Below are 25309 nucleotides of genomic sequence, written 5' to 3' on the forward strand. Positions count from 1 at the left end.
CGGCCCCGGCGTTAGCCTGATTGCCCCAAGGGTGGCCTATGACCGCTTCATCGGATGTCGGGTCGGCACAACCGGACCTGCTGGTTCCGCCGGTGCCCACGCCGACGCCCCAAGTCAAGGGACCGCAGGCGTCGTCCCAGTTCCTGACCTGGCTCGGCGTCGCGCCGTTCTTCATCTTTGCCCTGCTGTTCCTGATCCTGCCGACCGGCTTTCTGATGGTGGGCGCGTTTCAGGATTCCCAAGGACACTTCACGCTCGCGAATTTCCGCGACCTGTTCCAGCCGGGCGTGCTGGACGCGTACTGGATCAGCTTCAAGGTCAGTGCGGCCTCGGCCACCGGCGGCGCCGTGATCGGCTCGCTGCTCGCCTGGGCCGCCGTGCAGGGGCGCCTGCCGGGCTGGATTCGCCCGACGCTGATGACCTTCTCCGGTGTCGCTTCGAATTTTGCAGGCGTGCCGCTCGCGTTCGCGTTCATCTGTACGCTTGGGCGCGTCGGTCTCGTCACGGTCCTGCTGAAGAAATACGTCGGCCTCAATCTGTACTCCACGGGCTTCAGCATCCTGAGCTTCACCGGTTTGACGGTGACGTATCTGTACTTCCAGATTCCGCTGATGGTCCTGATCGTCACGCCCGCGCTCGACGGTCTGAAACGCGAATGGCGCGAGGCTTGCGACTGCCTCGGCGGCACCTCGCTGCACTACTGGCGCTACGTCGCCTTGCCGGTGTTGTGGCCGAGCGCGCTCGGCGCGACCCTGCTGCTGTTCGCGAACTCGTTCGGCGCGGTGGCGACCGCCTATGCGCTGACCGGCAGCTCGCTGAACATCGTCACCATCCTGCTGTACGCGCAGATTCGTGGCGACGTGCTGCATAACCAGAATCTCGGCTACGCACTGGCGCTCGGCATGATCCTCGTCACCGGCCTGTCGAACGGCGGCTACATCTGGCTGCGCGCGCGTGCCGAAAGGGGGCGTCGATGAAAAGCCAGTCGCGTGTGGGCGCATGGACCGCGATGGTCGTGGGCTCGCTGTATTTCCTGATTCCGCTCGCCGCCACCTTCGAATTCAGCCTGCGTATGCGGCGCGATTCGTATAGCTTTGACGCCTACCGCGTCGTGCTCGGCGACCCGCGTTTTCAGGCCTCGTTCGGCTACTCGATGCTGATGGCAGTCCTGACGATCGTGGTGGGCGTGCTGCTGGTGGTGCCGACGGCCTACTGGGTCCGCCTGCGTCTGCCGAAGCTGCGACCGGCGGTGGAGTTCATCACGCTGCTGCCGCTGGTGATTCCGGCCATCGTGATCGTGTTCGGCTACCTGCGCATCTACAACAGCAGCTCGATCCTGCCGCTCACCGGCAACGAGCGCGCCACCGATTTGCTGCTGGTGTTCGGCTACGTGACGCTGTCGCTGCCGTACATGTACCGCTCGGTCGATGCGGGTCTCGCCTCGGTGGACGTGCGCTCCCTGACCGAAGCCGCGGAATGCCTTGGCGCAAGCTGGCCGACCATCCTGTTCAAGGTGATCTTTCCGAATATCCGCTCGGGGATTCTGTCCGGCGCTTTCCTCACCTTTGCGGTGGTGATCGGCGAGTTCACGCTGGCGAGCCTGCTCGACCGGCCGGCGTTCGGACCGTACCTGCAACTGATCGGCGCAAACCGCGCCTACGAACCGTCGGCGCTCGCGATCATCGCGTTCGTCATCACCTGGGCCTCGATGGGGCTGATCCAGGTATTCGGCTCGGCGCGCGGTGCATCGCGCGCGGCCGCCGGACAAAAACCCTGATGAACTGAGGCTTCGAATCATGGCATTCCTCGAGATCGAAAATCTGCACAAGTCCTTCGGGGCGAACACGGCGCTGCATCATTTCGACATGAAGATCGAGCGCGGCGAGTTCATCACCTTTCTGGGTCCGTCGGGCTGCGGCAAGACCACGGTGCTGCGCATGATCGCGGGCTTCGAGAGCCCGACGCGCGGTGTGATCCGCCTCGACGGCCGCGACGTGACGCATCTGCGTACGCGCCAGCGCAAGGTCGGGATGGTGTTTCAGTCGTATGCGCTGTTTCCGAACATGACGGTCGCCGACAACATCGGCTTCGGCCTGCGCGTGGCGCGTCGTCCGCAGGATGAGATTCGCAAGCGCGTCGACGAGATGCTGGAGCTGATCAAGCTGCCGCAGGTCGGCGAGCGTTACCCGTGGCAGCTTTCGGGCGGCCAGCAGCAGCGCGTGGCGCTGGCTCGCGCGCTGGCGGGCAAGCCGCAGGTCCTGCTGCTCGACGAGCCGCTCTCCGCACTCGATGCAAAGATCCGCATTTCGCTGCGCCAGGATATTCGCGCGCTGCAGCGCGAACTGGGCATCACGTCGATCTTCGTGACGCACGACCAGGAGGAGGCGCTGTCCATCTCCGACCGCATCGTGGTGATGAACGAAGGGCGCGTCGAACAGGTCGGCACTTCCTCGGAGATCTATAACTATCCGCGCACGCGCTTTGTGGCGTCGTTTGTCGGCACGCTGAATATCCTGTCCGGCCATGTGGTGGACCCGGCGAGCGGCAAGATGGCGGTCGATGGCCAAGAGCTCGTGACCACGCAGCAACTCGCGCCGGATGACGCCGGCAAGAAGCGTCTGCTGGCGTTGCGGCCGGAGGCGATCGTGCTGGAGGAGCCGGCGGCAGGACGCAACACGCTGGCGGCGACGGTCGAGGAAGTGAATTTTCTCGGCGCTGTGGTGCGGATCCGCGCGCGGGTCAAGGAGGCGGTGATTTCTCTCGATGTGTTCAACGATCCGAATCGCCGTTTGCCCGAGCGGGGCCAGCCGGTGGCTTTGGGCTTCTCGCACGAAAACCTGCTGGTGCTGGAAGAGGGCGCGGCGTAGGGGACCGGGCGGCCGAGGGGAAAGCGGCGGCCTAGCCGGGGATGTTTCGGTTTTTGCGAACCATTACTCCCGGATTAGCAGATTTATCCGATTCGGAACCTGACGCAAACTGGGGCTCATCATCACTGCGGACATCGTCCGCGAAAGGAGCCTGGTCATGCGAAGCTATCCCCGCAACAGTCCTCAAGCCGCCGCACGCATCGTCGCGCTGGTGCTGACCTCCGACGGGCACGTCTGCAGCTCCGAGGAGCGTGCACTCGACAAGCTCGATATTGCCGGTCAACTCGGTCTCGCGCCGGCGCAATTCGCGCAGATCGTGCAGGCGCTGTGCGAGGATCACTCCATCACCCACGCGCCGCTCGCGCCGACGGTCGGCCAGATGGACACGTCCATGCTTGCCACGCTGCTTGGCGAGATCGACGACCCGGCGTTGCGACGCAAGGTCATGCGCCTGTGTATCGCCGCCGCGATCGCCGACGGCTATCTCGCGGATGGCGAAATCGCCGTGCTAGCGGCCGTTTTTAATGCGTGGGGACCCGCTCCGGCACCGGTTGCCACCGTTCGCCACGGTATCCCGCGAGGCGTCTTGCGTGCTCACGAACGCGCGGCGTCGACCACCTGAGAGGCGAGCGCATGATGCTGGCCGCGCCGCGAACGGATCGCGTGGATCTCTTCGATCACGCCGTCCGCGCGGCCGAGCCGGCGCAGCCCTCGCAGTAAGGACAGGTCCGCGGCACCCAGTTCCGCGAGAGGAAACACGCCGAGGCCGCGCGCGCCGAACACCGCCATCAGCGCACTGTCTTCGAATTCGCCGACGATCCGCGGCCGGATTCCCGCTGTCTCGAACCACCGGTCCAGCCGTGCGCGTAGCGCGGCGTGCCCGGTGGGCAAGAGTACCGGCAAATCGGCGAGGCACTGCGGAAAGCCGGCGCGCGACGCCTTGTGGACGAGCGCCGCGGGGCCGTACCAGTCGACGGGCGAGCCGACGAGGCGCTGGCTCACGATGCGCAGGTCCGCGTTGTGCGGCGCCGGCTGGCATGCGAGCACCAGATCGAGCCGATGCAGCGCGAGTTCCGACAACAGTTGCGCATGCTCGCCTTCGTGGCATAGGAGCCTGAGCGACGGTGTATCGAGTACCGGCGCAAGCAGCGCGTGAGCGGCGAGCTTGGAAATACCGTCGGACAGACCCACGGCGAGCCGTGCAATACGTTGCTCTCCCGCCTCGCGTATCTCGTCGAGCAGCGCTTCGCCGATCTGGAAAATCTGCTCCGCGCGACTGAAGGCGGTCTCGCCGGCTTCAGTCATGGCGACGCCGCGCCCCGCGGATTTCAGCAACTGGCGCCCAATCGATTTTTCCAGCTCGCGCACCTGCGCACTGATGGTCTGGACGGCCATGTCGAGGCGCTCGGCCGCGCGCGCGAAGCCGCCCTCCTTGACGACGATCCAGAAATAATAGAGATGGCGATAGTTCAGCATTGGCGACATCACTTCGAAAAAAACGATATGTCGTTCAGCTTATCACTGGTTTACCCGAAGTCATGGGGCAACGACGATGTCGATACGCCGACCTTGCCCAGTTCACTTCGCAGGACGGTGTGCGATTTGACAATGCTTAACGGTAAGCGCGCCGGAACCGTCCTAATATTGAGATGTGAGCTTCGCAGCGGTACCCCTACCCGAAGCCCACGAACAATAAAGTCTCCGATATTCCATTTGAAGATGCCTTCCTGCCGAGAGGAAGGCATTTTTTTGTCCAGAATCCCCGACGCCCACCGTCCGGATTTCTGGAAAGCTGGACGGTGGGCGCGCCCGGCGCCAAAAAAATCCTTAAAAATCAAAGTGAAGGGCTGGCTATCTAGCTGGCATCGACCTTGCAAAGTAGAAGCGCGGCCGCAAAGGCCCGACAACTAAAGCATGGAGACAACGATGTCCGATTTCCCCTCCCGGTATTTCTGAATTCGTCGTCTTGTCGCGGCCCGATGCCGTGCACAGGCGACACGTCTATTCGTTCGCATGATGCGCAGCGTGGCAGGCCACTGGCTCATCCACATCGCAGGAACCATCGTGAAGAAACCCTTCTATAAAGTGCTCTATGTCCAGGTGATCGCCGCGATCATCGTCGGTATTGTCCTCGGTCATTACTCGCCGGCCCTCGCTATCGACATGAAGCCGTTCGGCGACGCCTTCATCAAGCTGATCAAGATGGTGATCGGGCCGATCATTTTCTGTACGGTCGTCACCGGCATCGCCGGCATGCAGGATATGAAGAAGGTCGGCCGGGTCGGCGGCAAGGCGCTGCTGTACTTCGAAGTGGTTTCGTCGTTCGCGCTGGTGCTCGGCCTGATCGCCACGCACCTGCTGAAGCCGGGCGCGGGTTTCAACGTCGATCCCGCGACGCTCGACGGCAAGGAAGTCGCCTCGTACGCGGCCAAGGCGCACGGGCAAAGCACGGTCGACTTCCTGATGCACATCATCCCGAACACGATCACGGATGCGTTCGCGCAAGGCGAAATCCTGCAGATTCTGCTGATCGCCTTGCTGTTCGGCAGCGTGCTGGCGACGCTCGGCGAGCGCGGCAAGGTCGTCACGGATCTGGTCGAAAGCCTCTCGAGCGTGCTGTTCGGCGTGGTGCGCATCATCACCAGGCTTGCGCCGATCGGCGCGTTCGGCGCGATGGCCTTCACTATCGGCAAGTACGGCATCGGCTCGCTGCTGCCCATGCTCAAGCTGATCGGCACGTTCTATCTGACTTCGATTGTGTTCGTCGTGGTGGTGCTCGGCGCCATCGCACGGATGGTCGGCTTCAGCGTGCTGCGCTTCGTGGCGTACATCAAGGAAGAAATGCTGATCGTGCTCGGCACGAGTTCGTCGGAAGCGGCGCTGCCGCAACTGATGCTGAAGCTCGAAAAGCTCGGCTGCTCGCGCTCGGTGGTGGGCCTCGTAGTGCCGACCGGTTACTCGTTCAACCTCGACGGCACCAACATCTATATGACGATGGCCGTGCTGTTCATCGCGCAGGCCACCAACACCGATCTCACGCTTACCCAGCAGCTCACGCTGCTCGCCGTCACGATGCTGACGTCGAAGGGCGCGAGCGGTGTGACGGGCGCCGGCTTCATCACGCTGGCGGCGACGCTGGCCGTGGTGCCGACCATTCCGCTGTCGGGCATGGTGCTGATTCTGGGCATCGACCGCTTCATGAGCGAGTGCCGTGCGCTGACGAACATCGTCGGCAATGGCGTGGCCACCGTGGTGGTGTCGGCGTGGGAGAAGGAACTCGATCGCAACAAGCTGCGTGCGGCACTGCGCGGCGAAGTGGTGACCGTGAAGGAAACGGCAGGCGCGTAAGTGTTGTAGGGCGGCGCTGTCCGCGGGGCCGCCGCTTCGCCTGCCAGGGTTGCTGGACGTGGAGCAGGCGCTGACGGCACGGGTGCCCACCACCCGGCCGTCACGCCGTCCGCCCCGACGCGTTATGCCACAATAAGTGCACCCCACTGACCGGAATCCATCAACGTGACGCGCCGCCTGCTGATCCTCTTCGCGCTCGTTGCCGGGTTCGTGGCAGCGTGCGGGCTCACGTGGAGCATCACGTGGCAGCGCGGCATCGACAGCTTGCGGCGCAACGCCGCGGTGCGCGTCGATCGTACGACCAATGCGCTCAAGAGCACGTTGGAGCGCTACGAATCGCTGCCGTACCTGCTTGCCGAGCATCCGTTCGTACAGGATGTGCTGGTCACACCTAGCGCGCCTAACGTCGAGCGCGCCAACCGCTATCTGGAAGACCTGAACGGCCACGCGCGGGCCACGGCCACCTACATCATTCAGGCCGGCGGACTCTGTGTCGCGGCGAGCAACTGGTACGAGCCGGAGAGTTTTGTCGGCGTCGAGTATCAGTTCCGGCCGTATTTCATGGATGCAGTGAAGGGCGGCGTGGGTCGCTTTTTCGGCATCGGCACCATCTCGCACGATCCCGGCTACTACATCTCGCAACCGGTGCGGCGCGAGGGCAAGATCGTCGGTGTGGCGGTCGTCAAACTCAATCTGGAATGGTTTCAGGGCGCGGATGCCTCTGAGCCGCTGATCGTCACCGACGATCACGGTGTGATTTTTCTGTCGTCGATGCCGGCGTGGAAATACCACACGGTGCGGCCGTTGTCGGGGGCGGTGGCCAACTCGATTTATCAGACGCGCCAGTATGCGCAGCAGGAGATTCCGCCGCTGCCGGTGACGATCGAGCGTACGCTCGAAGGCGATGCGCAGATCGTGCGCGTCGGCGGCGGGCGGTATGCGCCGCGCTATCTGGCGTCGCGGCGGGCAATCGGCGAGCCCGACTGGCAACTGATCACGATGGCGAGCGTCGAGCCGGTCGACGCCGACGCGCGCAACGCCGCTATCGTCACGGGCTTTGGCTACGTCACGCTGTGCCTGCTGGCGTTCTACTGGAGAACCCGGCGGGCGCGCGTGCGCGAGATGATGCGTAGCCGTGAGCTGCTGCAGCGCGCGTATGCGGAGTTGAATCAGCGAGTGGCGGAGCGGACTGCGGATCTGTCGCAGGCGAACGAGCAGCTCAAGAAGGAAGTGAGCGAACGCACGCGTGCCGAGCAGGAACTGCGCTCCGCGCACGACGAACTGATCCAGGCGAGCAAGCTGGCGGCGCTTGGCCAGATGGCGGCGGGCATCACGCATGAGCTGAACCAGCCGCTGGCCGCGCTGCGTGGGTTCTCGGATAACACACGGGTGTTGCTGGAGCGCGGCGATCAGGCGTCGGCGCGCGAAAACCTCGAAGCGATTGCGGCGCTGACCGAGCGCATGGGCAAGATCACCAATCAGCTAAAACTGTTCGTGGGGCGGGCGCGGCCACGCAGCGCGCGGGCGCCGCTCGCACGGGCGTTGCGCAATGTGCTGGCGCTGTTGCAAAAGCGCCTGCAGGGCGTGGAGGTGGTGTTGACGGTGGTCGATGCCGAGGCGGGCACGCGTTCGCGTTTCGATGCGTCTGACGAGCATCCGGAGCTGGTCGCGAACTGCGATGACTTGCGGCTTGAGCAGGTGCTGATCAATCTGCTGGGGAATGCGTTGGACGCTTCGGCTGGTGAAGCGGGGGCCGGCCATCCGGGAGCCGCCATTGCTGCTGCGGTCACCGCTGTGCCCAGGATCGAAATCGAAATCGAAGCGGCCCCAGCGACGCTATCCATCTCGGTCCACGACAACGGCCCCGGCATTCCGGACGACGTCTTGCCGCGCCTCTTCGAACCGTTCTTTACGACGAAGGAGATGGGCCAGGGACTGGGGCTCGGCCTCGCGATCTCGTCGTCGATTGCGCGCGACGCAGGCGGTTCGCTGGTGGCGCGCAACGCGCCGAACGGTGGCGCGCTGTTCGTGCTGACGCTGCGCCGGGTGCGCGTGCAGGCAACCGATCCGCTCGTTGCGGGGCCTTGAATTCAGGCGGCTTCAGATGCGCTCGGGCGCTTTAAGGTGGTAAGGACAATGGTCAACAATAGTTTGCCGGTGCTGTATATCGAGGATGACGAACTGGTGCGCCGCGCGAGCGTGCAAAGCCTGCAGCTCGCCGGGTTCGACGTCACCGGCTATGCGTCGGTGGAAGCGGCGACGCGCGCCATCAGCGCGGAGTTTCCGGGCGTGATCGTCAGCGATATCCGCTTGCCGGGCGCGAGCGGGCTCGATCTGCTCGCCCAATGCCACGAGCGCGCACCCGATGTCCCGGTGATTCTCGTCACCGGTCACGGCGACATTTCGATGGCGGTGCAGGCGATGCGCGACGGCGCGTACGACTTCATCGAAAAGCCGTTTGCGTCGGAGCGCCTGATCGAAACGGTGCGGCGCGCGCTGGAGCGCCGCACGCTGGTCCTCGAGAATCACGCGCTGCGCCGCGAGCTGGCGGGGCAGAACGCGGTGGCGCCGCGCATCATCGGCCGCAGTCCGGTGATCGAGCAGGTACGGCGGCTGATTGCGAATGTCGCGCCCACCGATGCGTCGGTGCTGATCAACGGCGATACCGGCGCGGGCAAGGAACTGATTGCGCGTAGCTTGCACGAACTGTCGCCACGACGTGACAAGCCGTTTATCGCGGTCAATTGTGGCGCGTTGCCGGAACCGATGTTCGAGTCGGAGATGTTCGGCTACGAGCCCGGCGCGTTTACGGGCGCGGCAAAGCGGCGCATCGGCAAGCTCGAGCACGCATCGGGCGGCACGCTGTTTCTCGATGAAATCGAGAGCATGCCGCTCGGGCTGCAGGTCAAGTTGCTGCGGGTACTGCAGGACGGCGTGCTGGAGCGCCTCGGCTCGAACCAGCCGATTCGCGTCAATTGCCGCATCGTGGCCGCCGCCAAGGGCGACATGACCGAGCATGTCGCGGCCGGCACGTTCCGGCGCGACTTGCTGTACCGGTTGAATGTGGTGACGATTGCGCTGCCGCCGCTTGCGGAGCGGCGCGAAGACATCGTGCCGCTGTTCGAGCATTTCCTGCTCGACGCTGCGGTGCGCTACGAGCGTCCCGCGCCTATCCTGACCGAGCGTCAGCGGGCAGGCCTGATGCAGCGCGACTGGCCGGGCAACGTGCGGGAACTGCGCAATGCCGCCGACCGCCTTGTGCTCGGCGTGGCGGAGGATCCGATGACAGCTTCGGTGGATGAGGCGGCGGACGCGCAGTCGCTCAAGGAGCGCGTCGAGCAGTTCGAGCGGGCCGTAATCGCCCAGGCGCTGGAACAGACGGGCGGTGCGGTGGCGGTGACGGCGGACCGCTTGCAATTGGGCAAGGCGACGCTTTACGAGAAGATCAAGCGCTACGGGATCGCGGTGAAGGGGGACGGCGAGCGTTGAGCGCCGCCGTGACCCGGGGCCGTGGACTTGGCCCGGACCCTTGGCCGGCAGGCCCCAAAAGCAACGCGCCGGTAGCGGACAAGCCCGCTACCGGCGCGTTTTTATTCGATGCTTCGCTACGTCAGGCGGCGTTCAGCGCCTTTTCCAGCAATTGGTCGAGCTCGGCGAACTGCGGCTCGCCCACGTAGCGCTTGAGAATCTTGCCGTCCTTGTCGACCACGAAGGTGGTCGGCGTCAGTTGCACATTGCCGAACTGCTTGGCCGCGGAGCCGTCATCCATGGCCACCTTGAACGGCAGACGGCGCGTCTCGCTGTAGTTGGTGACGTACATGGGCGCGTCGTAGTTCATCGCCACGGCGACGAATTCCAGACCTTTGCCCTTGAAGCGGTTATACGTGTCGACCATCTGCGGCATTTCCTTCATGCAGGTGTCGCAGTTGGTTGCCCAGAAGTTGACGAGGTAAACCTTGCCCTTCAGATCGCCGGTCGAGACTTTCTGGCCCGACAGCAGCGTGAAAGTGGCATCCGGCACGTGCTGCTGGCCGTTGAAGGCGAAATAGCCGGCAATCGCGATTGCACCGGCGACAACCGCCGCGGCAATGTAGCGGACCGGGCTCGTGCGCTTCGATACGGGGGTAGACGGGGTAGGGCTCATGAACGGGACCTCGAGATTTCGCGCAGCACGCGCGCAATGTTGCGTTCGTATTGTAGCCGCAATCCGGCGCGGTGGCAGGACGCGGCCGGTGCGCTGTCGGTGTCTGCATGATCGGCGGATAATGGGGTTTTATGTCTTGATCCCTCCCGGCTTCGTCCTCATGCTCCAACCCGTCTTTGCCGTTGTTCGTCTCTACTCCCCGCGTCGTCTCACCAATCTTGCCGTAGGCCTTGCCACCGCGAGCCTGCGCGGCTTGCCTTCGGGTCTGGCGAAGGCGCGCGCCGTGCTGGGCGTCGCCACCTGCGTACTGGCCGTGGGCGGTTTGCTGGCCGCCTGTTCGCCGACCTACGACTGGCGCACGATCATGAACAACGACAACGGCTACACCGTCGACCTGCCGGCCAAGCCGAGCAACGATGCGCGCCAGATCCAGATTGGCGGCACCTCGATGCAAATGGCGATGCAAACCGCCGAGGCCGGCAAGGCTGTATTCGCGGTCGGCACCTTGACGCTGCCGTCCGATGACCCGCTGACGCAGCGCACGGCGCTGGACTTCCTGCGCGACGGACTGGCCCGCAATGTCAGCGCGACGCCCGCTGCGCACACGGTGCAGATTCCGCTTGCGGCAGGCGGCCAGGTGTCCGGCCTGGAAATGACGCTGAACGGCAAGGCCGGCGAAGACAAGGAACCTCGGACGATCTACGCACGGCTCGTGGCCCATGGCCGGCACGTCTATCAGGCGGCGATCATCGCCAGCCAGCCGCTGCCGCAAGAGCAGGTGGACCAGTTTTTTCAGTCTTTTCAGCTTTATTGAGGTACCGCGACCTGGCGAGCGGGGCGACATGGATCCCTGCCCACAGTGAAAGTTCCTTCGCAGGATATGGCGCTAATAGCCGGATTTTATGGGGGTTTTCCCGTTACGCACAGCGCCTGTGGATAACTTTGTGGAGAACCTTGCCAGGAATGCCGCAAATGCCCGTCCCGTGGGCTTCCGGCCACTTTTCCCCGTCTCGGGGAAAATCAGAAAGATCAATAAAATCAAGGCTCTCCAGGAAGCCCCTTAAGACTACCTTTCAATTGCCTGTAAATTTGTGAGGAATGCTTTTGTGTGCATAAGTCAAGTCTTGACAGCTATTTTTTTGCTTTATTCGATCGCAAACGCGCGCCGGTACTGAACGGCTTCCGCGATCTGGGTGCCGCTCGGCACCTCCGCTCCAGCCAGGTCCGCGATCGTCCGGGCGACTTTCAGCACCCGATAATAGGCTCGCGCCGACCAGCCGAAGCGATCGCCTGCTTCGCGCAGCAGCGCCTCACCGGCGGCATCCGGCCGGCACACCTCATCGACCTCGCGCCCGCTCAGTTCGCGGTTGGTTTTGCTCTGCCGGGCCAGTTGCCGGGCTCGCGCCGCGCCGACCCTGGCGGCGATCGCGGCGCTCGGCTCGCCGGCGGCGCTGGAACGGGCGGCGAGCTCGGCAGAGGTCAGCGCAGGAATCTCGATCTGGATGTCGATTCGGTCCAGCAGTGGCCCGGACAGCTTGCGCAAGTAGCGCCCCGCGATCTCCGGCGTGCAGCGGCAGCGTCCGTTCGGATCGCCGCGCCAGCCGCACGGGCAGGGATTCATCGCGGCGATCAACTGGCAGGCCGCCGGGAAATCCGCCTGCAGGGCAGCGCGCGAAATCGTAATGCGTCCGGCTTCGAGCGGCTCACGCAGCGTCTCCAGCACATGGCGATCGAATTCAGGAATCTCGTCGAGAAACAGAACCCCCAGATGTGCCAGCGTGATCTCGCCAGGCTGCGGCGGGTTGCGGCCGCCCACCAGCGCCGCCGCGCTCGAGGAGTGATGCGGCGCGCGGAACGGCCGCTGCCGCCATTGCGCCGGCGAGAAGCCCGACATGCTGGCCGATAGCAGCGCCGCCGAGGTGAGCGCTTCGTCGTCGGTCATGGGCGGCAGCAAGCTGGGCAGGCGCGCGGCCAGCATCGACTTGCCGGCGCCCGGCGGCCCGACCATCAGCACGTGGTGACCGCCGGCGGCGGCGACTTCCAGCGCCCGCCGCGCGGCGCGCTGACCGATCACATCGGCCATGTCGGCGGGCGGCGTGGCTGGCGTGGCGGGGAGCTCAGGTGCGGCGACCGGCGTCAGCCGGCCATCCGGTTCGCCGGCCAGATGGGCGCAGAGCGAGGGCAGGTCGGATGCGCCGTAGACATCCACGCCGGGCACGAGCGCCGCCTCCGCCGCGCTCGCCGCCGGCAGATAGAGTTCTGAGGACCCCGAGACCTGCCGCTTATGCGTCAGATCCCCCGAGGGGGCCAAGGAAACTTGCTGCGAGCACTCGGCGTGTCCCTGCGCCACATGGCTTCGCGCCGTCCCGCACGCCATCGCAAACGCCCCGCGCATGGGCCGCAATGCCCCGGTCAGCGACAGCTCGCCGGCGAATTCGCGATGCGCTAAAGATTCGGCCGGAATCTGCCCGCTCGCAGCGAGAATTCCCAGTGCAATCGGCAGGTCGAAGCGGCCGGATTCCTTGGGCAGGTCGGCGGGGGCGAGATTGACGGTGATGCGGCGCACCGGAAAGTCGAAGCCGCAGTTCTGCAGCGCGGCGCGCACGCGTTCGCGGCTCTCGCGCACTTCGAGATCGGGGAGGCCGACGATCGAAAAAGAGGGTAATCCGTTGGCGAGGTGAACCTCGACCGTTACTTCAGGCGCGCGGCCAGCGGCCGGCGCGCGACTGCGCACCACGGCAAGCGACATGTGTTCTCCCGTCAGACGGCGCGCCGGCGGCGCGCACGACTCCCTAAAACGCTGATGACGTCACGGCTCGCTTGCCGGTGATGTGCAGCATTCAACCCGGCCTTAAGACGTGTGCGTCACGGGCAGCTTCTGTTCGAGCTCGGCGACGCGCCGCTCCAGTTCCTCGAGGCGCGCGCGCGTGCGCACCAGCACCTGGGTCTGCGTATCGAATTCCTCGCGCGTAACCAGATCGAGCTTCGAGAAGCCTTGCGACAGCATGGCCTTGACGTTGCGTTCGACATCCTTGGCCGGCGAGTTCTTGAGCAGATCGCTCATACGCGCCTGCAAATCGTTGAAGACGTCGTTCGGTTGTTTCATGGTGTTCCCCTTGGGTGCACAAAAATTGTGCATATGTCATTACGTCTGTGCTCCGGATCAGCGAATGATCGTTTCTGGTGCATGGCTGCGTTACCCGTCCCGCCGCATGAGCGCGTTTGGTGCGCGCCTTCGAATCCAGAGCCTGCGAACACTCTAGCAACGATCCAGGCGGCGCGCCACCGTCGCCCGCCCACGTTGGCCATCCGGCCAGGGGGCGCCCAAGGCTGCCGACGGCACCGGTTCCAGTCGCCCGAATTGTCACATGGCATGCGAGTTGCTGTTACTGCCCGGCGCGCACTGCCGGGAGCTTTTACCGGCACTGCACCGATACGGGTGGGAGCAGTAGCCGCGTGTCGACGCAACGGTTCAGGGGAAACAAGGTTACGCAAACGGGTTACGCAACTACAGCGAGGATTTCATGAAACTGATTACCGCAATCATCAAGCCGTTCAAGCTCGATGAGGCGCGCGAAGCCTTGTCGGCAATCGGCGTCTCCGGAATCACGGTGACAGAAGTGAAGGGCTTTGGGCGTCAGAAAGGCCACACCGAGCTGTACCGGGGCGCAGAGTACGTCGTCGATTTCCTGCCGAAGGTGAAGATCGAGGCCGCGGTCTCGGACGACATCGTCGACCAGGCGATCGAAGCACTCGAGCGGGCGGCACGGACCGGCAAGATCGGCGACGGCAAGATTTTCGTCACGCCGATCGAGCAAGTGATTCGGATCCGCACCGGGGAGACCGGGGCGGACGCCCTGTAATTAGAACGATAGCGACTAAGCGACAAGAGGAAAACGAAGATGCGCAAATTATTGATGTCCCTGCTGATGGCCGGATCGCTGCTTGCGGGCGGTATTGGCGCCGCCCTCGCGGACGACGCTTCCGCCCCTGCAGCCGCCTCGGCGCCTGCCGATACGACGGCCAGCGCGCCGGCGCCGGACGCTTCCGCTCCGGCTGCCGCTGCTTCGGCACCGGCAACTGCAACTGCGGCATCCGCACCTGATGCCTCGGCAGCCGCTGCTGCCGCAGCACCGGCTGCACCGACCGCGCCGTTCTCGGTCGACTCGTCGAAGATCAACTCCGGCGACACCGCCTGGATGCTGACCTCCACCGCGCTCGTGCTGTTCATGACGATCCCGGGTCTCGCGCTCTTCTACGGCGGCATGGTCCGCAAGAAGAACGTGCTCGCCACGCTGATGCAAAGCTATGCGATCACCTGCGTCGTGACGATCGTCTGGACGGTGATCGGCTATAGCCTCGCGTTCACGCCGGGCGGCTCGTTCATCGGCGGCTTCTCGCGTGTCCTGCTGGCCGGCATGAATTACATCCACGGCGACAAGGCGACCACGCTGACGGTCAGCCACCTGGCTCCGACGATCCCGGAAACGGTCTACTTCGTCTACCAGATGACCTTCGCGATCATCACGCCGGCGCTGATCACCGGTGCCTTTGCTGACCGCATGAAGTTCTCGGCCATGCTGGTGTTCATGACGCTGTGGTCGATCATCGTCTACTCGCCGATCGCTCACATGGTCTGGGAACCGACCGGCTGGCTGTCGGCCGCCGGCATCCTCGACTTCGCAGGCGGCACGGTGGTGCACATCAACGCCGGTATCGCCGGTCTGGTCTGCTGCCTCGTGCTCGGCAAGCGTGTCGGCTACGGCAAGGAAGTGATGGCTCCGCACAACCTCGTGCTGACGCTGGTCGGTGCGGCGATGCTGTGGGTGGGCTGGTTCGGTTTCAACGCAGGTTCCGCTGTGGCTGCTGACGGCCGTGCCGGTTTCGCCATGCTGGCGACGCAAGTGGCAACCGCTGCTGCCGCACTGGGCTGGATGTTTGCCGAATGGATCGCCAAGGGCAAGCCGTCGGCACTCGGTATCGCTTCGGGCGCTGTGGCCGGTCTGGTGGCCATCACGCCGGCTTCGGGCTACGTCGGTGTGGCCGGTTCGCTGGTGATCGGTATTGCGGCTGGCGTGATCTGCTTCTGGTCGGCTACGTGGCTCAAGGGCAAGTTCGGCTATGACGACTCGCTCGACTGCTTCGGCGTGCACGGCATCGGCGGTATCGTCGGCGCCCTGCTGACCGGCGTGTTCGCGGTGAAGGACATCGGCGGCGCGGACGGCAGCGTGATCCTGCAGGCCAAAGGCGTGCTGACGACGCTGATCTACAGCGGCGTTGTCAGCTTCGTCCTGCTGAAGGTGATCGACATGGTGATGGGCCTGCGCGTGACGGAAGAGGAAGAGCGCGAAGGTCTGGACGTGAGCCTGCACGGCGAACACGTCGAATAAGCTTTCAGAAAGGCTTATCCCGCTTCGAGGATTTCAGTTTTACGAATCACGAATCAAGCGCAGCGATTTTGGCCCGCCTTCCGGCGGGCTTTTTTCTTGGTGCGGTCTTTGCTGTTACGGGGATGAATCGGGGTAGACTGTTCTGCAGGAGCAGTCTCCTGCCGGCTATTGCGCCAATAGTGAGAATGCATCCGTCCCTCTGCTTGCGAATGGAGAAACCGTCCCCAAATGGACGAAGCATTTGCTCTACAATCTTTTTTCTCCAGTCTGCGAGTGATCAATGGTTCCGCACCTAGTTACGGCGTTAAACGGCCCGCTGCTCGATCTCGAGCGGAAGATCCTCGACGCTACGCCCGCCATCGAACGCTGGTTTCGTCTGGAATGGCAGGAACACACGCCGCCGTTCTACTGCTCGGTCGACCTGCGTAACGCGGGCTTCAAGCTCGCGCCGGTCGACACCAATCTGTTCCCCGGCGCGTTCAACAACCTGCCGCAGGAAGTGTTGCCGCTCGCCGTGCAGGCGGCGATGGCCTCGATCGAAAAGATCTGCCCGGACGCGAAGAACCTGCTGGTGATTCCGGAGCGCCACACGCGCAACGCGTTTTATCTGGAGAATGTCGCGCGGCTCGCCACCATCATGCGCCAGGCTGGCCTGAACGTACGCTTCGGCACGCTCGACGAAAGCATTGTCGGCCCGGTCACGATCGCGCTGTCGGACGGTCAGAAGATCGTCCTCGAGCCGCTCGAGCGTTCGGCGCGCCGGCTCGGCCTGAAGAATTTCGATCCGTGTTCGATTCTTCTGAACAACGATCTCTCGGCCGGCATTCCGCCCATCCTCGAAAACCTGCACGAGCAGTATGTGTTGCCGCCGCTGCACGCCGCGTGGGCGGTGCGCCGCAAGTCGACGCATTTCTCCTGCTACGACGACGTCGCCAAGAAGTTCGCCAAGATGGTCGAGATCGACCCGTGGATGATCAACCCGTACTTTGCTCACGTCGAAGGCGTCGATTTCCAGGCGCGCACCGGTGAAGAGGCGCTGGCCGAGGCGATCGACGGCGTGCTGAAGAAGATCGCGAGGAAGTACCGCGAGTACGGCATCTCGGAGAAGCCGTATGTGGTCATCAAGTCGGATGCGGGCACCTACGGCATGGGCGTGATGACCGTGCACGACGCCTCGGAAGTCGCCGCGCTCACCAAGCGCGAACGCGCGAAGATGGCGGCCACCAAGGACGGCCTCGAGGTTCACGACGTGCTCGTCCAGGAGGGCGTCTACACGTTCGAGCGGATTGGCGAGGAAGTCGCCGAGCCGGTCGTGTACATGATCGACCGCTACGTGGTGGGCGGCTTCTACCGCGTCCACGGCAGCCGCGAGCGCGATCAGAACCTGAATGCCCCGGGCATGCACTTCGTGCCGCTCGGCTTCGAGCACACGGCGTTGCCCGATGCGCATGCGAAGCCCGGTGCGGCGCCGCCGAACCGTTTCTATATGTACGGCGTGGTGGCGCGCCTCGGCTTGCTGGCCGCCTCGGTGGAGCTGGAAAAGACCGATCCGGAAGCCATCCAGGTCTGAGCGGCGTCCGCAACGCCGCCCAGATGATCCCGGCGCCGTGGACGCATTCCGCTGAGCCGGGCCGGCGGGCGGCACGGTTCACGCCGCCGCCTCTTGTTTAACGCATAATGCCAAGCCCATCAGGGCGCACCAGGACCTCCATGGACATTCTCTTTATCGCCGACCCGCTGGATCACTTCAAGATCTACAAGGATTCGACCTACGCGATGATGGCCGAGGCGGCCCGGCGCGGCCACACGCTCTACACCTGCGAGCCGCGGCACCTGGCATGGACCGGGGCGGACGTCGAAGCGAACGTGCGGCGTTTTGCGATTGTCGGCGACGAAGCCGACGGCCATCGCGACCCGTGGTACGCGGCCGACGCCGCGGCGCCGCGCTCGCTGAAGAGCTTCGGCGCGGTGCTGATGCGCAAGGACCCGCCGTTCGACATGGAGTACGTGACGTCGACGTGGCTGCTGGAGCTTGCAGAACGCGGCGGCGCCCGCATCTTCAATAAGCCGCAGGCGATTCGGGACCACTCGGAAAAGCTCGCGATCGGCGAATTTGCGCAGTTCGTGGCGCCGACGCTGGTGACGCGCGACGCCGCAAGGCTGCGCGCATTTCACGCCGAGCACGGCGACGTGATCCTCAAACCGCTCGACGGCATGGGCGGCATGGGCGTGTTTCGCGTGAAGGCCGACGGCATGAACCTCGGTTCGATCATCGAGATGCTGAGCCACGATGGCGCGCGTTCGGTGATGGCGCAGAAATTCATCCCCGAGATCAAGGACGGCGATAAGCGCATCTTGCTGATCGGCGGCCAGCCGGTGCCGTTTGCGCTCGCGCGCATCCCGCAGGGCAACGAGGTGCGCGGCAATCTCGCCGCGGGCGGCCTCGGTGTTGCGCAGCCGCTGACCGCGCACGACCGCAAGATCGCCGAAACGCTGGCGCCGGTGCTGGCCGCGCGCGGCCTGCTGCTGGTGGGGCTCGACGCGATCGGCGATTGGCTGACCGAAGTGAACGTGACGAGCCCGACGTGCTTCCGCGAAATCATGGATCAAACCGGTTTCGACGTCGCCGCGATGTTCATCGATGCGCTGGAGCGTGCGGTCGGGTAAAGGGTGCGAAGGGCTGCCGCGGCGGCGCCGGGCGAACAAGTGGCGGAAGCGCGAAAATGAGCCTGTTACAATGCCCGCGTTTCTGCGGCGACCCGTATCGGTTAGCATCGCCGGCAGGCGTGCAGCATGGGGCCGCGCCCAGCAGGCAGGCATCAGCGGGCAACTGAGCGTTGCTCAGGCGTTCGCCGCCGGGCTGGACAGGCCCGGCGAGCGGGCGTCGTGAAGCGCCAATCTGACCCTCTTGACCATCGGCCGGTCGAGGGTGTGACGACCGGGTTAAAACCCGGGCCACAGTTCAGGGCCGTTTTTTTGCAGCAAGGCTGACATGGCAGGCATTCTGATCATTGCACACGCCCCCCTCGCAACGGCGCTCAGAGACTGTATCGCGCACGTCTACGGGGGCTTACCGGCCCGTATCGGCGTCATCGACGTGTCGCCGGATTGCGATCCCGCGCAGGTGGTCGCCTTCGCATACTCCGAGATCGAACGGCTCAAGGAAGAGAACGGCGCGCTGGTGCTGACCGACATGTTCGGCGCGACGCCTTCCAACATTGCCGCGCGCCTCGCCTCGTTGCCGCAGGTGCGCGTGCTGGCCGGCGTGAATCTGCCGATGCTGCTGCGTGCGGTCTGCTATCGCGCCACGCCGCTCGACACGCTGGCCGAGAAGGCGCTGTTAGGGGCGACCAAAGGCGTGCAGGCGATCGTTCCCGGCACGCCCGCAGCGGTAACGTCGCCATCGGCCGCGGCAGACTGCTGCGCAGCACCGGCGCCGGCCACACCGCCGGAGACCGATCTCAAGCAAAAGCAAGGCTCGACGAGCCTATAACGGTTTCAGTTTCATCTTTCATAACATCATTACCCGCGCTTCGGACCATTACATGCTGCAACAGGAAACGACTATCGTGAACAAGCTGGGGCTGCACGCGCGCGCGTCGGCCAAACTGACGCAACTCGCGGGTAACTTCCAGGCGGAAATCTGGATGAGCCGCAACGGGCGGCGCATCAACGCAAAAAGCATCATGGGTGTGATGATGCTGGCCGCGGGTATCGGCAGCACGGTGCTGATCGAAACCGAAGGCCCCGACGAAAAAGAAGCCATGGACGCACTACTGAAACTGATCGCTGATAAATTCGGCGAAGGTCAGTAACGCGCCGCGCACAGATTCGTTTGTGTCATGACGCCGCGGCTTCCCGCGGCGTTTTTTTTAGCGCGTCACAATCGGTATCGCGATGTGGCCTGCTTCGTACTGCGCCGCCGCGGTATCGCAAGCTTCGGGCAGGCGCGATGTCAGCGAGGCGTGCCATAGTTGCACGCAATCTGGCGCAGGCTCGTGCTGCGTTGCACAGCGTCGAAGCGCGCGCTGGGTCGCTGCGGAATTTATAATGACGTGCAAGGTCTGAGAGCATTGCAGCGGTCTGCCGCGGCATCACACAACTAGAGGAGGTGCGCGTGTCGTTCACGCTGCATGGAATTCCCGTGTCACGCGGTATTGCCATCGGGCGGGCCTATCTGATCGCCCCGGCGGCACTCGACGTCGACCACTACTTAGTCGAACCCGCCCAGATCGAGGGCGAGGTCGAGCGTTTCCGCTCGGCCCAGGAACTCGTTCATCAGGAGCTGGATGCATTGCGCAACGATCTCGCGGCGGACGCGCCGAGCGAGATGGGTGCGTTCATCAACGTTCATTCAATGATCCTGAACGATGCGATGCTCGTTCAGGAAACCATCGATCTGATCCGCACGCGCCGCTATAACGTCGAGTGGGCGCTAACCGAGCAACTCGAGCGCATTTCGCGCCATTTCGACGACATCGAAGACGAGTATCTGCGCGAGCGCAAAGCCGACATCCAGCAGGTGGTCGAACGCGTGCTGAAGGCGCTGGCCGGCGCAACGGCCGCGAGTCTGGTGGAAAGCGTGCACGGCGCGTGCGACGAAATGATCGTGGTCGCGCACGACATCGCCCCGGCCGACATGATGCAGTTCAAGACGCAGACGTTTCAGGGCTTCGTCACGGATCTGGGTGGCCGCACCTCGCACACGGCGATCGTCGCGCGCAGCCTCGGCATTCCGGCTGCGGTCGGCGTGCAGCATGCGAGCGCGCTGATCCGCCAGGACGATCTGATCATCGTCGACGGCGATCACGGCATTGTGATCGTCGACCCGGCGCCGATCGTGCTCGAAGAGTATTCGTACCGGCAAAGCGAGAAGGCGCTGGAACAGCGCAAGCTGCAGCGCCTGAAGTTCTCGCCTACGCAGACGCTGTGCGGCACGCGCATCGAGCTGTGCGCGAATATCGAACTGCCGGACGACGCGAAGGCGGCGGTGGATGCGGGGGCAACCGGCATCGGCCTGTTCCGCACCGAATTCCTGTTCATGAATCACAAGGACAAGCTGCCGGCCGAAGAGGAGCAGTTCGAGGCCTACAAGCGGGCGGTGGAACTGATGAACGGGCTGCCGGTGACGATCCGCACGATCGACGTGGGCGCCGACAAGCCGCTCGATTCGATGAGCGGCGGCGACGGTTACGAGACTGCCGCGAACCCGGCGCTGGGGCTGCGCGCGATCCGCTGGAGCCTGTCCGAGCCGCAGATGTTCCTCACGCAGTTGCGCGCCATCCTGCGTGCGTCGGCGTTCGGTACCGTGAAGATCCTGATTCCGATGCTCGCGCATGCGCTGGAGATCGACCAGACGCTCGACCTGATTCGGGAGGCCAAGCGTCAGCTCGACGACGCGGGGCTTGCCTACGATCCGAACGTGCGGGTCGGCGCGATGATCGAGATTCCGGCGGCGGCGATTGCCTTGCCGTTGTTCCTGAAGCGGCTCGATTTCCTGTCGATCGGCACCAACGATCTGATCCAGTACACGCTGGCGATCGACCGCGCGGACAATGCGGTCGCACATCTGTACGACCCGCTGCATCCGGCGGTGCTGCATCTGATCGCTTTCACGCTGCGCGAGGCGAAGCGCGCGGGTGTGCCGGTCTCGGTGTGCGGTGAAATGGCGGGCGACCCGGCCCTGACGCGTCTGTTGCTCGGCATGGGTCTCACCGAGTTTTCGATGCACCCCAGCCAGTTGCTGGTCGTGAAGCAGGAGATCCTGCGCTCGCACGTGAAGACGCTGGAGAAGCCGGTGGCGGATGTGCTGGCTTCGTTCGAGCCGGAAGAGGTGCAGGCCGCGCTCAAGCTGGTTGCGCTGGCGTGAGTGCCTGACGACGATGCGCGTCGCCGCACACCGGGCAATCCGGCTGGCGGGCGATGCGCATCGTGTTCCATTCCATCCGCAGCGAATCGAGCATCATCAGGCGGCCCACCAGCGGCGTGCCGATGCCGGCAATCACGCGCAGTGCCTCGGCTGCCTGCATCGCGCCGATGATCCCTACAGTCGGTGCAAACACGCCCATCGTCGAGCAGGCCACTTCCTCGAACGGCTGATCTTCCGGAAAGACGCACGCGTAGCAGGGCGACGCCGCGTCGCGGAAATCGAACGTGCTGATCTGCCCGTCGAAGCGCAGCGCGGCTCCCGAGACGAGCGGCACGCCATGCGCGCAGCACACGCGGTTGATGGCGTGGCGGGTGGCAAAGTTATCGGTGCAATCGAGCACGACCGTGGCGTGCGGCACGGCCGCTTCGAGCCACGCATCGTCGACGCGTTGCGCGACCGCATCCACCACCACCTCGGGATTGAGTTGAGCGATCGTATCGCGCCCGGATTCGACCTTGCTGCGGCCAACCGAGGCCGTCACATGCAGGATCTGGCGTTGCAGGTTGGTGAGATCGACCGTATCGGCATCCACGAGGGTCAACTTGCCCACGCCGGCCGCGGCCAGATACATTGCCGCAGGCGAGCCCAGCCCACCCGCGCCGACGACGATTGCATGGGCATCGAGAAAACGCTGCTGAGCTTCGATACCGAGTTCGTCGACAAGGATATGGCGTGAGTAGCGGAGAAGTTGATCGTCGTTCATGGCGGGGCGCAGGGTGAGTCGCGCGGTGACGGCCGGCAGGCCGTTTATAAGATCAGGTGCGGCGCTGCTGCGCGAGTGTTCGTTCTGGTTATTTTAAGCGCGCTTAAGAAAACGGGTCTTCGCGGCGCATGCCGCGAAGACCCGTGGGTGAAGCTTGCTACTTAGTTGCTTTGCGAGGCCGGAGCCGGAGCGGAAGCCGGCGTGCTCGCCGATGCGCCCATGCCCGGCACCGGGGTGGTCGGCTTGACCGCGACCGGCGCCGAAGCGGATTGCTCCGGCTTGTTTTGCGCCAGACGCCGTTCGGTGAGCGACTTCGACTCTTGCACCGGCTTGCCTTCCAGCTTGTTCAGGCCTTGCTGCAGCATGAAGTCGTCTGCCGAGCCGAACTCGACCGGCTTGCGGTCGCGGTCTTTCTGGCGCTGTTCCGGCGTCTTCTTGTCGTTCTGCTCTTCAAGCGCCCGCAACTGGTCCATGCGCTCCTGTTCGCGCTGTTCCTGTTCCTTCTTCTCGTTCGGATCCTGCGTGTTGGCGAGGTGGTTCGAATAATCCACTTCGCGCGTCACGAGTGCGTCGTCCGGATCGCCGTCCGCATACTGGTCCACTGCGATATCCGGACGGATACCCTTGTTCTGGATCGAGCGGCCGCTCGGCGTGTAGTAGTACGCCGTGGTCAGGCGCAGTGCGGTGTCGGCCGTCATCGGACGCACCGTTTGCACCGAACCCTTGCCGAAGGTCGTTTTGCCGACGATCAGCGCACGATGCTGATCCTGCAGCGCACCCGCGACGATTTCCGAGGCCGACGCCGAGTAGGCATTGGTCAGCACGATCATCGGCACGGTCTTGAAGATCGGCGCTTCGTCCTTCAGCGGATCGCTGTCAAACGACGGCAGACGATAGTTGTCGTAGGTGTCGCGATAGACCTGCTTCGAATCCGGGATCTGGCCGTTGGTCGAGACCACCACCGAATCCGGCGGCAGGAACGCGCCGGCTACGCCGACCGCGCTTTGCAGCAGACCGCCGCCGTTGTTGCGCAGGTCGAGGATCAGGCCCTTCAGGTTCGGCTGCTGGCGCGCGATTTCCTGAAGCTTTTCAGCCAGATCCGGCGTGGTGCGTTCCTGGAAGCTGGTGATGCGGATGTACGCATAACCCGGCGCCACAATCTTCATCTTCACGCTCTGCACCTTGATGATGGCGCGCGTGACGGTGAGCGGGAAGGTGCGGTCGTCGGTCTTGCGGAAGATGGTCAGCGTGACCTTGGTGCCCGGGTCGCCGCGCATCTGCTTGACCGCCTGGTCGAGCGTCATGCCGCGCACCGGCTTGTCGTTGATGCGCGTGATCAGGTCGCCCGGACGGATGCCGGCGCGGAACGCGGGCGTGTCTTCGATCGGCGAAATCACCTTGATCAGGCCGTCTTCCGACGAAATTTCAATACCGAGGCCGGCGAAGCGGCCCTTGGTTTGTTCCTGCAGTTCTTCGTAATCGGTCTTGTCCAGATACGACGAGTGCGGGTCGAGGCTCGAGACCATGCCCTTGATGGCGGCCGTGAGGAGCTTCTTGTCGTCGACCGGTTCGACATATTCGTGCTTGATCTGTCCGAAAACTTCGGCAAACAGGCGCAGCTGGTCGAGCGGCAGCGGGGCGACCGCGCTGCTGGCAGGCTGCTGGGCCGAGGCGGAAAGTTGCAGCGTGGCAAAAACGCCGGTAGCAAGGCCCGCGGCAATCAGGCCGATATTTTTCAGGTTCTTTCGCATAGAGTCTGTTGCGGTCGGAAGCGCGTGGCAGCGTCAAAGAGATGGGGACGGACAAGTATAACTGCACACCCGCTCAGGCAGTGCACAGCGATGGTAATCGCAGTTCGACAGCGTGTGGTGTACCAGGTTCTGAGGATTTGCGCTGCGGTATGGAAGAAAGGCGCGGTAACCGGAAAGACGGATCTCGCGGTGCGCGCGCGGGTGGTGTTGCGCTGCGCGCCTGGCGGGTTTCTACCAGGGCGCACAGCGTGTTTTCTGCAGTTTTGTATTGCGTCTTATGCAGCGAATGAGCATGGCGCTCAGGACCCCAAATGAGCGGCGTATACGCGCCGCCCATTGGGTTCGCTGCGGCCTCGTTGCGGGGCTCAGCCGGCTTTGCCTTGCTTTGCGACCGCGGCCTGGGCCTTGGCGATGGCTTCCTGGTCGCCCAGATAGTAGTGCGTAATAGGCTTCAGGTTTTCGTCCAGTTCATACACGAGCGGCACGCCGTTCGGGATGTTCAAGCCGACGATCTCGTCGTCCGAGATGTTATCGAGGTATTTCACCAGCGCGCGGATCGAGTTGCCGTGTGCGGCGATCAGCACCTTGCGGTTCGACTTGATGGCCGGTGCGATCGACTCGTTCCAGATCGGCAGCACGCGCGCCACCGTATCCTTCAGGCACTCGGTGAGCGGCAGTTGCTCGCGCGGCACCTTGGCGTAGCGCGGGTCGTTGTAGGCGGTGCGTTCGTCGGACGGATCGAGTGCGGGCGGCGGCGTGTCATAGCTGCGGCGCCAGACCAGCACCTGTTCGTCGCCGAACTTGGCTGCGGTTTCCGCCTTGTTCAGGCCCGACAACGCGCCGTAGTGGCGCTCGTTCAGACGCCACGAGTGGACCACCGGCAGGTACATCAGGTCCATCTGGTCCTGTACGTGCCAAAGGGTGCGGATCGCGCGCTTCAGAACCGACGTGTAGGCGATGTCGAACGTGTAGCCCGATTCCTTCAGCAGCACGCCAGCCTGCTGCGCTTCACGATTGCCTTGCTCGGTCAGGTCGACATCGACCCAGCCGGTGAAGCGGTTTTCCTTGTTCCACGTCGATTCGCCGTGGCGGATGAGAACGAGTTTGTACATAAGATGGCCGGTCAGTAGTAAGGAAGCGGTAAAGCGCGGCGCACGCGGCCAAATGGGCCGTCGCC

The 25309-nt window shown here is 64.1% G+C and carries 22 protein-coding genes; 15 read left to right on the forward strand and 7 right to left on the reverse strand.

Annotation, left to right across the window (positions count from 1 at the left end; genetic code table 11):
* Window positions 1-38 precede the first annotated feature (38 nt).
* The 4 genes from AC1ECK_RS25110 to AC1ECK_RS25125 all read left to right on the forward strand — a co-directional run bounded on the left by AC1ECK_RS25110 (window position 39) and on the right by AC1ECK_RS25125 (window position 3489).
* Window positions 39-977 carry an ABC transporter permease gene (locus AC1ECK_RS25110; protein ID WP_480323903.1) on the forward strand — a complete coding sequence of 313 codons (939 nt, stop codon included), beginning with the start codon at window positions 39-41 and terminating at the stop codon, window positions 975-977.
* A complete protein-coding gene (locus AC1ECK_RS25115; protein WP_480323905.1) occupies window positions 974-1777 on the forward strand; it encodes an ABC transporter permease in 804 nt (267 codons plus the stop codon). The genes AC1ECK_RS25110 and AC1ECK_RS25115 overlap by 4 nt, the downstream gene beginning before the upstream one ends.
* A gap of 19 nt (window positions 1778-1796) precedes the next feature.
* A complete protein-coding gene (locus tag AC1ECK_RS25120; RefSeq protein ID WP_480323907.1) occupies window positions 1797-2867 on the forward strand; it encodes an ABC transporter ATP-binding protein in 1071 nt (356 codons plus the stop codon).
* 157 nt (window positions 2868-3024) lie between these two features.
* Window positions 3025-3489, forward strand: a complete 465-nt coding sequence (locus AC1ECK_RS25125; RefSeq protein ID WP_480323909.1) for a TerB family tellurite resistance protein — start codon at window positions 3025-3027, stop codon at window positions 3487-3489.
* Here the strand turns inward: AC1ECK_RS25125 and AC1ECK_RS25130 are convergent.
* The gene (locus AC1ECK_RS25130) at window positions 3462-4343 is read right to left on the reverse strand and encodes a LysR family transcriptional regulator (protein ID WP_480323911.1); all 882 of its coding nucleotides are present in this window, start codon (window positions 4341-4343) and stop codon (window positions 3462-3464) included. The two genes, AC1ECK_RS25125 and AC1ECK_RS25130, sit on opposite strands and share 28 nt — an antisense overlap.
* A 588-nt stretch (window positions 4344-4931) precedes the next feature.
* Here AC1ECK_RS25130 and AC1ECK_RS25135 point away from each other — a divergent pair.
* The 3 genes from AC1ECK_RS25135 (at window position 4932) to AC1ECK_RS25145 (ending at window position 9704) form a co-directional block, all read left to right on the forward strand.
* Entirely contained in the window at window positions 4932-6215 is a 1284-nt protein-coding gene (locus AC1ECK_RS25135) for a dicarboxylate/amino acid:cation symporter (protein WP_480323913.1), read from the forward strand.
* 165 nt (window positions 6216-6380) lie between these two features.
* Window positions 6381-8303, forward strand: coding sequence for a sensor histidine kinase (locus AC1ECK_RS25140; protein WP_480323915.1), 1923 nt, complete (start codon window positions 6381-6383; stop codon window positions 8301-8303).
* Between the two features lie 48 nt (window positions 8304-8351).
* Window positions 8352-9704, forward strand: coding sequence for a sigma-54-dependent transcriptional regulator (locus AC1ECK_RS25145; RefSeq protein WP_480323917.1), 1353 nt, complete (start codon window positions 8352-8354; stop codon window positions 9702-9704).
* A gap of 121 nt (window positions 9705-9825) precedes the next feature.
* On the opposite strand, the gene AC1ECK_RS25150 is transcribed toward AC1ECK_RS25145, so the two are convergent.
* The gene (locus AC1ECK_RS25150) at window positions 9826-10359 is read right to left on the reverse strand and encodes a peroxiredoxin family protein (protein WP_480323919.1); all 534 of its coding nucleotides are present in this window, start codon (window positions 10357-10359) and stop codon (window positions 9826-9828) included.
* A 160-nt stretch (window positions 10360-10519) separates the two neighbouring features.
* On the opposite strand from AC1ECK_RS25150, the gene AC1ECK_RS25155 reads away from it, so the two are divergent.
* Window positions 10520-11173, forward strand: coding sequence for a hypothetical protein (locus AC1ECK_RS25155; RefSeq protein ID WP_480323921.1), 654 nt, complete (start codon window positions 10520-10522; stop codon window positions 11171-11173).
* Between the two features lie 330 nt (window positions 11174-11503).
* Here the strand turns inward: AC1ECK_RS25155 and AC1ECK_RS25160 are convergent, their stop codons facing one another.
* Both AC1ECK_RS25160 and AC1ECK_RS25165 read right to left on the reverse strand, forming a co-directional pair.
* Window positions 11504-13108 carry a YifB family Mg chelatase-like AAA ATPase gene (locus tag AC1ECK_RS25160; protein ID WP_480323922.1) on the reverse strand — a complete coding sequence of 535 codons (1605 nt, stop codon included), beginning with the start codon at window positions 13106-13108 and terminating at the stop codon, window positions 11504-11506.
* Between the two features lie 102 nt (window positions 13109-13210).
* On the reverse strand, window positions 13211-13465 hold the full coding sequence (locus AC1ECK_RS25165; RefSeq protein ID WP_074300916.1) for an accessory factor UbiK family protein: 255 nt from the start codon (window positions 13463-13465) through the stop codon (window positions 13211-13213).
* A 418-nt stretch (window positions 13466-13883) separates the two neighbouring features.
* On the opposite strand from AC1ECK_RS25165, the gene AC1ECK_RS25170 reads away from it, so the two are divergent.
* The 7 genes from AC1ECK_RS25170 (at window position 13884) to ptsP (ending at window position 21618) form a co-directional block, all read left to right on the forward strand.
* The gene (locus AC1ECK_RS25170; protein WP_006048089.1) at window positions 13884-14222 is read left to right on the forward strand and encodes a P-II family nitrogen regulator; all 339 of its coding nucleotides are present in this window, start codon (window positions 13884-13886) and stop codon (window positions 14220-14222) included.
* Between the two features lie 39 nt (window positions 14223-14261).
* Complete coding sequence (locus AC1ECK_RS25175) at window positions 14262-15749, forward strand: ammonium transporter (RefSeq protein WP_480323925.1); 1488 nt, start codon at window positions 14262-14264, stop codon at window positions 15747-15749.
* A gap of 280 nt (window positions 15750-16029) precedes the next feature.
* Window positions 16030-17319, forward strand: coding sequence for a glutamate--cysteine ligase (gene gshA, locus AC1ECK_RS25180; RefSeq protein ID WP_480323927.1), 1290 nt, complete (start codon window positions 16030-16032; stop codon window positions 17317-17319).
* A 140-nt stretch (window positions 17320-17459) separates the two neighbouring features.
* Window positions 17460-18416 (forward strand): glutathione synthase, encoded by a 957-nt coding sequence (gshB, locus tag AC1ECK_RS25185; protein ID WP_480323929.1) that lies wholly within the window; start codon window positions 17460-17462, stop codon window positions 18414-18416.
* Between the two features lie 325 nt (window positions 18417-18741).
* Complete coding sequence (locus AC1ECK_RS25190) at window positions 18742-19242, forward strand: PTS sugar transporter subunit IIA (protein ID WP_480323931.1); 501 nt, start codon at window positions 18742-18744, stop codon at window positions 19240-19242.
* A gap of 52 nt (window positions 19243-19294) precedes the next feature.
* Window positions 19295-19564, forward strand: coding sequence for an HPr family phosphocarrier protein (locus AC1ECK_RS25195; protein WP_480323932.1), 270 nt, complete (start codon window positions 19295-19297; stop codon window positions 19562-19564).
* Window positions 19565-19866: 302 nt separating this feature from the next.
* Complete coding sequence (gene ptsP / locus AC1ECK_RS25200) at window positions 19867-21618, forward strand: phosphoenolpyruvate--protein phosphotransferase (protein WP_480323934.1); 1752 nt, start codon at window positions 19867-19869, stop codon at window positions 21616-21618.
* Here the strand turns inward: ptsP and AC1ECK_RS25205 are convergent.
* From AC1ECK_RS25205 to gpmA, 3 genes are all read right to left on the reverse strand, one after another.
* On the reverse strand, window positions 21596-22381 hold the full coding sequence (locus tag AC1ECK_RS25205) for a HesA/MoeB/ThiF family protein (RefSeq protein ID WP_480323936.1): 786 nt from the start codon (window positions 22379-22381) through the stop codon (window positions 21596-21598). The two genes, ptsP and AC1ECK_RS25205, sit on opposite strands and share 23 nt — an antisense overlap.
* 161 nt (window positions 22382-22542) lie before the next feature.
* Complete coding sequence (locus AC1ECK_RS25210) at window positions 22543-24132, reverse strand: S41 family peptidase (protein WP_480323938.1); 1590 nt, start codon at window positions 24130-24132, stop codon at window positions 22543-22545.
* Between the two features lie 365 nt (window positions 24133-24497).
* Entirely contained in the window at window positions 24498-25244 is a 747-nt protein-coding gene (gene gpmA / locus AC1ECK_RS25215; RefSeq protein WP_480323940.1) for a 2,3-diphosphoglycerate-dependent phosphoglycerate mutase, read from the reverse strand.
* Window positions 25245-25309: the final 65 nt, after the last annotated feature.

It is taken from the genome of Paraburkholderia sp. SSBN10T (assembly GCF_056619545.1).

Excerpts from the sequence above, each read along its gene's own strand:
- gshB (WP_480323929.1), top strand. The coding sequence starts at position 17,460 with ATGGACATTCTCTTTATCGCCGACCCGCTGGATCACTTCAAGATCTAC.
- AC1ECK_RS25145 (WP_480323917.1), top strand. The coding sequence starts at position 8,352 with ATGGTCAACAATAGTTTGCCGGTGCTGTATATCGAGGATGACGAACTG.
- AC1ECK_RS25160 (WP_480323922.1), bottom strand. The coding sequence starts at position 13,108 with ATGTCGCTTGCCGTGGTGCGCAGTCGCGCGCCGGCCGCTGGCCGCGCG.
- AC1ECK_RS25190 (WP_480323931.1), top strand. The coding sequence starts at position 18,742 with ATGGCAGGCATTCTGATCATTGCACACGCCCCCCTCGCAACGGCGCTC.
- AC1ECK_RS25130 (WP_480323911.1), bottom strand. The coding sequence starts at position 4,343 with ATGCTGAACTATCGCCATCTCTATTATTTCTGGATCGTCGTCAAGGAG.
- AC1ECK_RS25210 (WP_480323938.1), bottom strand. The coding sequence starts at position 24,132 with ATGCGAAAGAACCTGAAAAATATCGGCCTGATTGCCGCGGGCCTTGCT.
- AC1ECK_RS25150 (WP_480323919.1), bottom strand. The coding sequence starts at position 10,359 with ATGAGCCCTACCCCGTCTACCCCCGTATCGAAGCGCACGAGCCCGGTC.
- AC1ECK_RS25175 (WP_480323925.1), top strand. The coding sequence starts at position 14,262 with ATGCGCAAATTATTGATGTCCCTGCTGATGGCCGGATCGCTGCTTGCG.
- AC1ECK_RS25110 (WP_480323903.1), top strand. The coding sequence starts at position 39 with ATGACCGCTTCATCGGATGTCGGGTCGGCACAACCGGACCTGCTGGTT.
- AC1ECK_RS25205 (WP_480323936.1), bottom strand. The coding sequence starts at position 22,381 with ATGAACGACGATCAACTTCTCCGCTACTCACGCCATATCCTTGTCGAC.
- gshA (WP_480323927.1), top strand. The coding sequence starts at position 16,030 with ATGGTTCCGCACCTAGTTACGGCGTTAAACGGCCCGCTGCTCGATCTC.
- gpmA (WP_480323940.1), bottom strand. The coding sequence starts at position 25,244 with ATGTACAAACTCGTTCTCATCCGCCACGGCGAATCGACGTGGAACAAG.
- AC1ECK_RS25120 (WP_480323907.1), top strand. The coding sequence starts at position 1,797 with ATGGCATTCCTCGAGATCGAAAATCTGCACAAGTCCTTCGGGGCGAAC.
- AC1ECK_RS25170 (WP_006048089.1), top strand. The coding sequence starts at position 13,884 with ATGAAACTGATTACCGCAATCATCAAGCCGTTCAAGCTCGATGAGGCG.
- AC1ECK_RS25115 (WP_480323905.1), top strand. The coding sequence starts at position 974 with ATGAAAAGCCAGTCGCGTGTGGGCGCATGGACCGCGATGGTCGTGGGC.
- AC1ECK_RS25155 (WP_480323921.1), top strand. The coding sequence starts at position 10,520 with ATGCTCCAACCCGTCTTTGCCGTTGTTCGTCTCTACTCCCCGCGTCGT.
- AC1ECK_RS25165 (WP_074300916.1), bottom strand. The coding sequence starts at position 13,465 with ATGAAACAACCGAACGACGTCTTCAACGATTTGCAGGCGCGTATGAGC.
- AC1ECK_RS25195 (WP_480323932.1), top strand. The coding sequence starts at position 19,295 with ATGCTGCAACAGGAAACGACTATCGTGAACAAGCTGGGGCTGCACGCG.
- AC1ECK_RS25125 (WP_480323909.1), top strand. The coding sequence starts at position 3,025 with ATGCGAAGCTATCCCCGCAACAGTCCTCAAGCCGCCGCACGCATCGTC.